Genomic DNA, 9,840 nt, shown 5'->3' on the forward strand with positions numbered 1-9,840 from the left:
AGTAAGCGCCTGCGCAGCGAAAAGCCAACACGCGGGCCGGGGTTTCCGGGCCGCGTTTTTTCATTCCACGGGAATCCCGACATGGCCGCACCCGTCAATTCCAACGCCCCTTTCGTGCCGCCGCCGGCCGGCGACACCTTCGGCCACCCGACGGCCCTGTGGCAGCTGGTGCACTCCGAGTTCTGGGAGCGCTTCGCCTACTACGGGATGCGGGCGCTGCTGGCGGTGTATGTCGCCAGCACCTTCTTCGGCATGCTGCCCGAGGGCGAGGCCAAGGCCGAAGCCGCGCTGACGTACGGCGCGTACACGGCGCTGATCTACGCCACGGGCATCTTCGGCGGCTTCATCGCCGACCGGTACATCGGCTACCGGCGCGCGATCGTGATCGGCGGCCTGCTGATGGCGGCGGGTCTGTTCCTGCTGCTGATCAAGGACCTGCGCTGGTTCCTTCTGGGCCTTTCGCTGATCGTGGTGGGCAACGGGCTGTTCAAGCCCAACATCTCCACGATGGTGGGGCGGCTGTACGCGCCCGAGGACGTGCGGCGCGATTCGGGCTTTACCTGGTTCTACATGGGCATCAACGCCGGCGGCGCGCTGGCGCCGCTGGTCTGCGGCTGGCTGGTGGGCTCGCGCTTCGGCTACGAGTGGGGCTTCTTCACCGCGGGCATCGGCATGCTGATCGGCCTGGCGGTGTTCCAGTGGCGCATCGCGCGCATGGGCACGATCGGCCAGGCGCCGGCCGACGGCAACGGCGCGGCGCGCGTGCTGGTGGTGGTGCTGGGCGCGCTGGTGGCGGTACCGCTGGTGTACCTGCTGCTGAGCCAGAAATCCCTGGTGGCCTGGCTGCTGGGCGGCATGTTCCTGGCGCTGACGGTGTATTTCATCGTGGCCGGCGTGCGCAGCGGCGACAAGGTGCAGCTGCACCGCTACATCGCGATGCTGCTGCTGTTCCTGGCCAAGATATTGTTCTGGGGCATGTTCGAGCAGGCGGGGTCGTCGCTGAACTTCTTCGCCAAGGACCACGTCAACACGCCGTTCGACTTCACGTTGTTCCAGTCGGCCAACCCGGTGTTCATCATCGCGCTGGCACCGGTGTTCGCCTGGCTTTGGCCCAGGCTCGAGGCGCGCGGCATGAACCCGTCCATCCCGCGCAAGTTCGGCATCGCGGTGCTGTTCGTGGCGGTGGGCTTCAGCGTGCTGGTGTGGAGCATCGGGGCGCTGGTGGACGGCAACGGCCGCATCCCGTGGGAGGTCCTGGCGCTGGCCTACATGATCAACACGATGGGTGAGCTGTGCCTGTCGCCGATCGGCCTGTCCATGGTGAGCAAGCTGGCCGCGGCGCGCGACACCGGGCTGGCGATGGGCGCCTGGTTCCTGTGCACGGCGATCGGCAACTACGTGGCGGGCGCGGTGGCGGCGCTGGCCTCGGGCGGCGGCGGGGTGGGCGGCATCGAGCAGTACGCGGCCACCTACACCCAGATCGCGGTGGTGGGCTTCGCTTTCGGCGCGACGTTCCTGCTGTTCGCTCCGCTCATCAACAAGCTGATGCACGGCGTGAAGTAAGGGTGTGGCGCCCAGGCCGCCTGGCCTGGGTCGGGTTCAGAGCAGGTGCCGCAGGTCGGGCAGGTATTTTTCCAGTGAGCCGGTGTTAACCGCGACCACCCGCTCGCCGCGCCTGACCAGGCCCCGGTCAAGCAGCTGGGGCAGGGCGGCCAGGCAAGCGGCGCCTTCGGGCGAAATCCAGTGGCCACGTTCTGCCCACACCCGGTGCAGTTCGGCGGCAGTGTCGGCTTCGGACACCGCCACGGCCGCGCCCTGCGTCGCCCGGATAATCTGCAGCACGCGGAACTGGCCCACGCCGGCCGGAACGTTCAACCCCGTGGACAGCGTGGGGCCGGTTTGCGGCAGCGCGTGGGTGTCCAGCGCGCCCTCGTCGAAGGCGCGCACCAGCGGCGTGGTGACTTCGCTTTGCACACAGATCATGCGCGGGCGGCGCGAATCCACCAGGCCCAGTGCCTCGAGTTCGTCGAAGGCCTTGGCCATGCCCAGCACGCCGGTGCCGCCGCCAGTGGGGTAGACGATGGCGTCGGGCAGGGACCAGCGTGTTTCGCCCCGAGCGGGCTCGGCCATCTCCAGGCCCAGGGTCTTCTTGCCCTCGATGCGCCAGCCCGGCTCCTGGAACGTCGCCACGTTGAACCAGCCGTTGTTCCAGTAATTGGCCTTGAGCAGTGCGGCGGCTTCCCGGATGGTGCCCTTCACCAGCTCCAGGTGCACGCGGCCCGGGTGCAGGCGGGTCATGGCGGCCACCTGGCCCAGGATCGGCATCGGGGTGTCGTCGGGCATGGCCACCACCACCTCCAGGCCGCCGGCCAGGCCGTAGCGCACCAGGGAATCACCCGCATTGCCCTGGGTGGGCACGGCCAGCCGGGTGAGGCCATGGCGGCGCGCCATCGCCACCACCATCGCCATGCCGCGGTCCTTGAAGCTCTGCGTGGGGTTGGCGCCAAAGCCCGGCCAGGCCTTGCCCTCGTCCTTGAGCTGCAGCACCAGGCCGGCGCTTTTCGCCAGCGCGTGGTCGGAGTAGTCCAGCAGCGGCGTGTGGCCTTCGCCCAGCGCCACGATGTGCGCGGCGTCGGCGGGGTCGGTGATGTCCAGCGGCATCAGGGCGCCGAAGCGCCACAGGTCCGGGCGCGACGGGTCATACCAGCCGGCGTTGGGCTTGTCGTGCGCCAGGCGTTCGATGTCGAGCACCATCTGCACCGGACGGCCGTCGGCGGGGTCGAGGTTCATCGGCGTTTCGGCGGAGTATTCGATGCCCGAACCGATGCCTTGCAGGCAGCGCAGGTAGCCCATGCGGGAGACGTCCGTTTACTGGGTTTTTTCTTCCGCGTCGCCCAGCAGGTCAATCAGGCGGGACAACGCGGCGCGGTCGTCGGCGCCCAGGTTGGACAGCAGCCGACGCTCATAGGCTAACGCGGCCGGTGCGACCTGCGCGTACACGCGATGGCCCTCTTCGGACAGCTCGAGCACCGAGCGGCGGCGGTCGTCGCCGTGGGTGGCGCGGGTAACCCGGCCGGCGGCCAGCAGGCTGGCCACGGCGCGGCTGACGGCCACCTTGTCCATGGCGGTGCGCTCGGCCAGCTGGCTGGCCGACAGGCCCGGGTAGCGGCCCAGCACGGCCAGCACGCGCCATTCGGTGATGCCCAGCCCGAATCGGTCGGCGTACAGGCGGGCGATGTCCTGGCTGATGCGGTTCGACAGCACCGACAGCCGGTAGGGCAGGAAGTGTTCCAGGTCCAGGATGTCCCGCTGGGGCATGTGGCGCCGCGCCTTGCAAATGGTTTCATATGAAACTATAACGTCGGGACCTGCGGCGCAAGCCGCCGAACCCTTCCCGGAGGACGCCATGAGCGCTCAGCCCCAGACCCACGCCCCGAACCTGGGCATGCAGCCCACCACCTTCGCCAACCCGATGGGCATCAACGGCTTCGAGTTCGTCGAATTCGCCGCGCCGGCCGGGCAGGGCCCGATGTTGCATGGCTATCTGCGCCAGCTGGGCTTCAGCGCGGTGCTCAAGCACAAGACCCGCGAGATCACGGTCTACCGCCAGGGCGGCGTGAACTACCTGGTGAACGAAGAGCCCGACGGCTTCGCCGCCGATTTCGCCATCGCCCACGGCCCCTGCGCCAGCGGCTTCGCGATCCGCTTCGACATGCCCGTGGACAAGGTGTTCGACACCGTCATCGGCAACGGCGGCGAAGCCATCGGCCACAAGGCCGACAGCCGTGCCGTCGCCACGCCGGTGGTGAAGGGCATCGGCGACTGCATGCTGTACCTGGTGCCGTCGGGCCAGGACGTGTACGCCGACGACTACGCGCCGATCCCGGGCGCCGACCCGCACCCGGTCGGCTTCGGCCTGACCTTCATCGACCACCTCACGCACAACCTGTATTTCGGCAACATGCAGAAGTGGTCGGACTACTACGAGCGCCTGTTCAACTTCCGCGAGATCCGCTACTTCGACATCAAGGGCGCCAAGACCGGCCTGGTGAGCAAGGCCATGACCGCGCCCGACGGCGTGGTGCGCATCCCGCTCAACGAGTCCAACGACCCCAAGTCGCAGATCAACGAATACCTCGACGCCTACCACGGCGAAGGCATCCAGCACATCGCCTGCTTCACCGACGACATCTACGCCACCGTGGAGGCCATGCGCGAGCAGGGCGTGCAGTTCCTGGACACGCCCGACACCTACTTCGACGTGATCGACGAGCGCGTGCCCAACCACGGCGAAGACGTGGCCCGCCTGCGCGCCAACAAGATCCTGATCGACGCCGACCTGGAAACCAAGCAGCGCAAGCTGCTGCAGATCTTCACCCAGAACGCCATCGGCCCGATCTTCTTCGAGATCATCCAGCGCAAGGGCAACGAAGGCTTCGGCGAGGGCAACTTCCAGGCGCTGTTCGAATCGATCGAGCGCGACCAGATGCGCCGCGGCGTGCTCTGACCGACACCCCCAGCCACGGCAACACAGCTTTCCTGGAAACCACGACATGACGCTCAGCTACCAGTCCGGTTTTGGCAATGAGTTCGCAACCGAAGCCTTGCCGGGTGCGCTGCCGGCAGGCCGCAACTCGCCCCAGCGCGCGCCCTACGGGCTTTATGCCGAACAGGTTTCCGGCACGGCGTTCACCGCGCCGCGTGCGGTGAACCGGCGCAGCTGGCTGTACCGCGTCCGCCCGGCGGCGCTGCATGGCAAGTTCCAGGCCCTGGCGCACGGCGGATTCCACAATGATTTCGGCCACGGCCCGGTCACGCCCGAACAGCTGCGCTGGAGCCCGCTGCCGATGCCCTCGGCGCCGACCGATTTCCTCGATGGCCTGTTCACCATGGCCGGCAACGGCGGTCCCGAGGCGGGCACCGGCGCGGGCGTGCATCTGTACGCCGCCAACAAGGACATGGCGGGCCGCTACTTCTACGACGCCGACGGCGAGCTGCTGATCGTGCCGCAGCAGGGCCGCCTGCGCATTGCCACCGAAATGGGCGTGCTGGAACTGGAGCCACAGGAAATCGCGGTGATACCGCGCGGCATCCGCTTCAGCGTGTCGCTGCCCGACGGCCAGGCGCGCGGCTACGTGTGCGAGAACTTCGGCGCCATGCTCAAGCTGCCCGACCTGGGTCCGATCGGCAGCAATGGCCTGGCCAACCCGCGCGATTTCGTGGCGCCGGTGGCGGCCTACGAAGACCAGACCGGCGCGTTCGAGCTGGTGGCCAAGTTCCAGGGCGGCCTGTGGCGCGCCGACATCGGCCATTCGCCGCTGGACGTGGTGGCCTGGCACGGCAACTACACGCCGTGCAAATATGACCTTCGCCGCTTCAACACCATCGGCTCGATCAGCTACGACCATCCTGACCCGTCGATCTTCCTGGTGCTGCACTCGCCCAGCGACAGCGAGGGCGTGAGCAACCTGGACTTCGTCATCTTCCCGCCGCGCTGGCTGGTGGCCCAGGACACGTTCCGGCCGCCGTGGTTCCACCGCAACATCGCCAGCGAGTTCATGGGCCTGGTGCACGGCGCCTACGACGCCAAGGCCGAGGGCTTCGTGCCCGGCGGCGCGTCGCTGCACAACTCGATGAGCGGCCACGGCCCGGACGCGGCGACGTTCGACAAGGCGTCCAGGGCCGACCTCTCCAAGGCCGACGTGATCACCGACACCATGGCCTTCATGTTTGAATCGCGCGCGGTGCTGCGGCCGACCCGGCAGGCGCTGGACGCCGGCCACCGCCAGGCCGACTATCAGCAGTGCTGGCAGGGACTGGCCCGCCACTTCACTCCGGAGCAACGCTGATGAATCGCCTCGCCGTTTCCCTGTCTGTCGCCGGCCTGCTGGTGCTGGCCGCCTGCGCCAAGCCCGAGCCCGCCCCGGCCGAAGCGCCCGCCGCCGTCGCCCCGGCCGTCGAACCCGCGCCCGAACCCGCCGCCGAGCCTGCCGCCGAGCCCGCCGCCGAACCCGCGTCCGCCGCCGCGAAGAACGACCCGGCGGTGATCAACTTCGAAGGCTTCGGTCCCGCGAAGTTCGGCACCAACGAAGAGCAGGTGCGCATGTCCTGGGGCCGTCCGCTCAGTGCGGGCACGCCGGCGGAAGGCGCCACCTGCTACCAGCTGTTCATGGACCCCCAGCCCGAAGGCGCCCGGGGCATCGTATTCCTGTTCGAGGACGGCAAGTTCGCGCGCTATGACGTGGACGTGCCGCTGCACGTGGCGCCGGGCGACATCACCGTGGGCGCCACCGCGATGGACGTGATGGCCGCTTTCCCGGGTGCGGTGGAAGAACAGCCGCACAAGTACGTCGAAGGCGCCCGCAACCTGATCGTGACGCCGGCCGATGGCAGCGCCGCGCGCCTGGTGTTCGAGATCAGCGCCGCAGGCGCCGTCACCGCCTGGCGCATCGGCGTGCCGCCCCAGGTCCACTACGTCGAAGGCTGCGGCTGATCCGCGCCGGTACAACAGGAGTCATGGAATGAAGCTGGGTTCACTCAAGGAAGGCGGCCGCGACGGCACGCTGATCGTCGTGTCCAAGGACCTCACCTGCGCCGTGCGCGTGCCCGGCATCGCGCCGACGCTGCAGCGCGCGCTGGAAGACTGGTCCAACGCCGCGCCGCGCCTGAACGGCGTGTACGAGGCGCTGCAGCTCAGCCCGGCCGAGACGATCAACGGCGAGCCGGTCTTCGCGGTGGACTTCGCGGCATTTGCCTCGCCGCTGCCGCGCGCCTACGAGTTCGTGGACGGCAGCGCCTACCTGCCGCACGTGGCGCGGGTGCGCAAGGCGCGCGGCGCCGAGGTGCCGGAAAGCTTCTACTCCGACCCCCTGATGTACCAGGGCGTGAGCGCCGGCTTCTACGGCCCGCGTGACCCGGTGCTGGTGGCCGACGAGGCCTGGGGCATCGACCTGGAGGCCGAAGTGGTGGTGGTGACCGACGACGTGCCGCAGGGCGCGACGCCGGCACAGGCGGCAGAGCACATCCAGCTGGTGGGCCTGATCAACGACGTCTCGCTGCGCAACCTGATCCCGGGCGAGCTGGCCAAGGGCTTCGGCTTCCTGCAGTCCAAGCCGCGCTCGGCGCTGAGCCCGGTGTTCGTCACGCCCGACGAGCTGGGCGACGCCTGGCAGGACAGCAAGCTGCACCTGCCGCTGCTCACGCACGTCAACGGCGCGTGGTTCGGCGCGCCCGAGGCCGGCGTGGACATGCAGTTCAACTTCGCCCAGCTGGTGGCCCACGCCGCGAAAACCCGGCCGCTGTCGGCCGGCACCCTGGTCGGCTCGGGCACCGTGGCCAACGAAGACACGTCCCTGGGCGCGTCGTGCTTCGCCGAACTGCGCACGGTGGAAACCCTGCGCGACGGCAAGCCCAGCACCCCGTTCATGGCCTTTGGCGACACGGTGCGGATCGAAATGCTCGACCGCAGCGGCAGCAGCCTCTTCGGCGCCATCGAGCAGCGCATCGCCCGCGGCTGAACCCGCGCGGCGGGGTTCCCGCGCCGGCGCGGCGCGGCGTATGCTGGCTAAACGAGACCCGGTGCTGCAGCCGGGCAGTTGCGGCACGAGGGAAAGGAGCAGCGCGCATGGCTACGCCGTCTATCCGGCTTTATTCGTACTGGCGATCGAGCGCCGCCTACCGGGTGCGCATCGCGCTCAACCTCAAGGGCATGCCCTACGAGACCATGCCCGTGCACCTGCTGCGCAACGGCGGTGAACAGCACGCCCCGCCGCTGAGCGACCTCAACCCCCAGGAGCTGGTGCCGGTGCTGATGCACGGCAACCGCATCCTGCGCCAGTCCATGGCCATCATCGAATACCTGGATGAAACCTGGCCGTCGCCGCCGCTGATGCCCGCCACCGCGCGCGACCGGCAGCGCGTGCGCTCGATTGCCCAGATGATCGCCTGCGACGTGCACCCGCTCACCAACCTGCGCGTGCAGCAGCTGTTCGAGAACACCTGGAACGTGCCGCAGGCCGAACGCGACCAGTGGACGCGTCACTGGATCAGGCTGGGCATGGACGCGCTGGAAGACACGCTGTGCGACAACCCGTCCACCGGCGCCTTCTGCGATGGCGAACAGCCCACGCTGGCCGACTGCTGCCTGGTGCCGCAGGTGTACAACGCCGAGCGTTTCGGCGTGGACATGGCGCCGTACCACACGGTGCGGCGGATCGTGCAGACCTGCCAGGCGATGGACGCCTTCCAGCACGCCAGGCCGGAAAACCAGCCCGACGCGCCCGCCGGCGACTGAACCTCAGTAGCCGGTGGTGGTGGTTTCGCCGCCCGGGCCGCTGCCGCCGTACATCTCGGCGTAAGGGTCGTGTTCGCCGGTGTCGGAGCCTTCCGACAGGCGGATCTTCAGGGCCAGGCCGTCGCGCGAATCGGCCTTGCGCAGCGCCTCCTCCAGCTCGACCTTGCCCTCCTTGTACATCCGGAACAGCGACTGGTCGAAGGTCTGCATGCCTTCCTGCAGCGACTTGTCCATCGCTTCCTTGATCTCGTGCACTTCGCCGCGCCGGATCAGGTCGCGGATCATCGGCGTGTTGATGAGGATCTCGGCCGCCGGCAGGCGCTTGCCGTCCTTGCCCACCACCAGGCGCTGGCTGATGACCGCCTTGAGGTTGAGCGAGAGGTTCATCAGGACGTTCTTGTGCGCCGTTTCCGGGAAGAAGTTCAGGATGCGGTCCAGCGTCTGGTCGGCGTTGTTGGAGTGCAGCGTGGCCAGGCACAGGTGGCCGGTCTCGGCGAAGGCGATGGCCGATTCCATGGTGGTGGCGTCGAGGATTTCGCCGATCAGGATGACGTCGGGCGCCTCGCGCATGGCGTTCTTGAGCGCGTTGTGGAAGGCGTGGGTGTCCAGGCCGACTTCGCGCTGGTTGACGATGGACTTCTTGTGCTTGTGCAGGAACTCGATCGGATCCTCGATGGTGAGGATGTGGCCGGTGTTGCTGGCGTTGCGGTGGTCGATCATGGCCGCCAGGGTGGTGGACTTGCCCGAGCCGGTGGAACCCACCACCAGCACCAGGCCGCGCTGTTCCATCACGATGTCCTTGAGCACCGCCGGCAGCTTGAGCTGGTCCAGGCTGGGGATCTCGGACTTGATGGCGCGGATGACCATGCCCACTTCGCCGCGCTGCTTGAAGACGTTGACGCGGAAGCGCCCGGTGTCCTTGACGGCGATGGCCATGTTGTATTCCAGGTCGCGCTCGAACGCGGGCACCTGGCCCTCGTCCATCAGCGAATAGGCGATCTTCTTGACCATGCCGGCCGGCAGGCCGGTGTTGCCGAGCGGGTAGAGCTTGCCTTCAACCTTGATGTAGACGGGAGCGCCGGTGGTCAGGAACATGTCCGACGCGTTCTTCTCCGTCATCAGCTTCAAAAAATAGCCGATGTCCATGTGAGTATCCTTAGGTTCCCCGTTTACGTCCCTTTGGATGGGCCGGCACGGTCTACAATGACCCGCGTCCACCGCCCACCTGCGAGCTCGCCTTATGACATTTTCCTCGCTAAAAATCCATCTCGCCGTGGTTCTTGCGCTCGCTGGCGCACCGGCCGGGGCGGCAACCTCCGCGCCTGCCGCCGCGATCTCCGCGGCTCAGCAGGCCATCGCCGCGGCCGAACGCGCGCAGCCCCGGGGCGATGCCGAGGCGACGCTGGCGCGGGCCCGGGCCCAGCTGGAGACGTCCCGGGCGATGCTGGCCAAGCGCAAGCAGCGCGATGCCCTCTGGCAGGCCGAGTTGGCCGCGGCCACCGCCGACCAGGCGCGCAGCCCCGCGCAGCGGGACGCGGCGCGCGCCC

The 9,840-nt window shown here is 68.4% G+C and carries 10 protein-coding genes; 7 read left to right on the top strand and 3 right to left on the bottom strand.

From position 1 onward, the window contains the following. Nucleotides 1-81: 81 nt before the first annotated feature. A complete protein-coding gene (locus K0M70_RS13170) occupies nt 82-1,563 on the top strand; it encodes a peptide MFS transporter (protein ID WP_290782679.1) in 1,482 nt (493 codons plus the stop codon). Nucleotides 1,564-1,599: 36 nt separating this feature from the next. On the opposite strand, the gene K0M70_RS13175 is transcribed toward K0M70_RS13170, so the two are convergent. Both K0M70_RS13175 and K0M70_RS13180 read right to left on the bottom strand, forming a co-directional pair. Then, nucleotides 1,600-2,853 carry a threonine synthase gene (locus K0M70_RS13175; protein WP_290782681.1) on the bottom strand — a complete coding sequence of 418 codons (1,254 nt, stop codon included), beginning with the start codon at nt 2,851-2,853 and terminating at the stop codon, nt 1,600-1,602. Between the two features lie 15 nt (nt 2,854-2,868). Further along, nucleotides 2,869-3,318, bottom strand: a complete 450-nt coding sequence (locus K0M70_RS13180; protein WP_290782683.1) for a MarR family transcriptional regulator — start codon at nt 3,316-3,318, stop codon at nt 2,869-2,871. 88 nt (nt 3,319-3,406) lie between these two features. Between K0M70_RS13180 and hppD the strand changes: the two genes are divergently transcribed. From hppD to maiA, 5 genes are all read left to right on the top strand, one after another. Then, on the top strand, nt 3,407-4,507 hold the full coding sequence (hppD, locus tag K0M70_RS13185; RefSeq protein ID WP_290782685.1) for a 4-hydroxyphenylpyruvate dioxygenase: 1,101 nt from the start codon (nt 3,407-3,409) through the stop codon (nt 4,505-4,507). Nucleotides 4,508-4,553: 46 nt separating this feature from the next. Further along, the gene (gene hmgA, locus K0M70_RS13190; RefSeq protein WP_290782687.1) at nt 4,554-5,849 is read left to right on the top strand and encodes a homogentisate 1,2-dioxygenase; all 1,296 of its coding nucleotides are present in this window, start codon (nt 4,554-4,556) and stop codon (nt 5,847-5,849) included. Next, nucleotides 5,849-6,493, top strand: coding sequence for a hypothetical protein (locus K0M70_RS13195; protein ID WP_290782689.1), 645 nt, complete (start codon nt 5,849-5,851; stop codon nt 6,491-6,493). The genes hmgA and K0M70_RS13195 overlap by 1 nt, the downstream gene beginning before the upstream one ends. A gap of 28 nt (nt 6,494-6,521) precedes the next feature. Further along, entirely contained in the window at nt 6,522-7,517 is a 996-nt protein-coding gene (locus tag K0M70_RS13200; RefSeq protein ID WP_290782691.1) for a fumarylacetoacetate hydrolase family protein, read from the top strand. A gap of 107 nt (nt 7,518-7,624) precedes the next feature. Beyond that, entirely contained in the window at nt 7,625-8,293 is a 669-nt protein-coding gene (maiA, locus tag K0M70_RS13205; protein ID WP_290782693.1) for a maleylacetoacetate isomerase, read from the top strand. 3 nt (nt 8,294-8,296) lie between these two features. Here the strand turns inward: maiA and K0M70_RS13210 are convergent, their stop codons facing one another. Further along, entirely contained in the window at nt 8,297-9,439 is a 1,143-nt protein-coding gene (locus K0M70_RS13210) for a PilT/PilU family type 4a pilus ATPase (protein ID WP_290782695.1), read from the bottom strand. 94 nt (nt 9,440-9,533) lie between these two features. On the opposite strand from K0M70_RS13210, the gene K0M70_RS13215 reads away from it, so the two are divergent. Beyond that, nucleotides 9,534-9,840 (top strand): hypothetical protein (locus tag K0M70_RS13215; RefSeq protein ID WP_290782697.1); only part of this gene is annotated, 307 nt, incomplete at its 3' end.

This window comes from Arenimonas sp., from assembly GCF_019459675.1.
Classification (GTDB): Bacteria; Pseudomonadota; Gammaproteobacteria; order Xanthomonadales; family Xanthomonadaceae; genus Arenimonas.

Bases quoted from the DNA above. Each gene is read 5' to 3' on its own strand.
- maiA (WP_290782693.1), top strand. From the start codon at position 7,625: ATGGCTACGCCGTCTATCCGGCTTTATTCGTACTGGCGATCGAGCGCC.
- hppD (WP_290782685.1), top strand. From the start codon at position 3,407: ATGAGCGCTCAGCCCCAGACCCACGCCCCGAACCTGGGCATGCAGCCC.
- K0M70_RS13170 (WP_290782679.1), top strand. From the start codon at position 82: ATGGCCGCACCCGTCAATTCCAACGCCCCTTTCGTGCCGCCGCCGGCC.
- K0M70_RS13195 (WP_290782689.1), top strand. From the start codon at position 5,849: ATGAATCGCCTCGCCGTTTCCCTGTCTGTCGCCGGCCTGCTGGTGCTG.
- K0M70_RS13175 (WP_290782681.1), bottom strand. From the start codon at position 2,853: ATGGGCTACCTGCGCTGCCTGCAAGGCATCGGTTCGGGCATCGAATAC.
- K0M70_RS13200 (WP_290782691.1), top strand. From the start codon at position 6,522: ATGAAGCTGGGTTCACTCAAGGAAGGCGGCCGCGACGGCACGCTGATC.
- hmgA (WP_290782687.1), top strand. From the start codon at position 4,554: ATGACGCTCAGCTACCAGTCCGGTTTTGGCAATGAGTTCGCAACCGAA.
- K0M70_RS13180 (WP_290782683.1), bottom strand. From the start codon at position 3,318: ATGCCCCAGCGGGACATCCTGGACCTGGAACACTTCCTGCCCTACCGG.
- K0M70_RS13210 (WP_290782695.1), bottom strand. From the start codon at position 9,439: ATGGACATCGGCTATTTTTTGAAGCTGATGACGGAGAAGAACGCGTCG.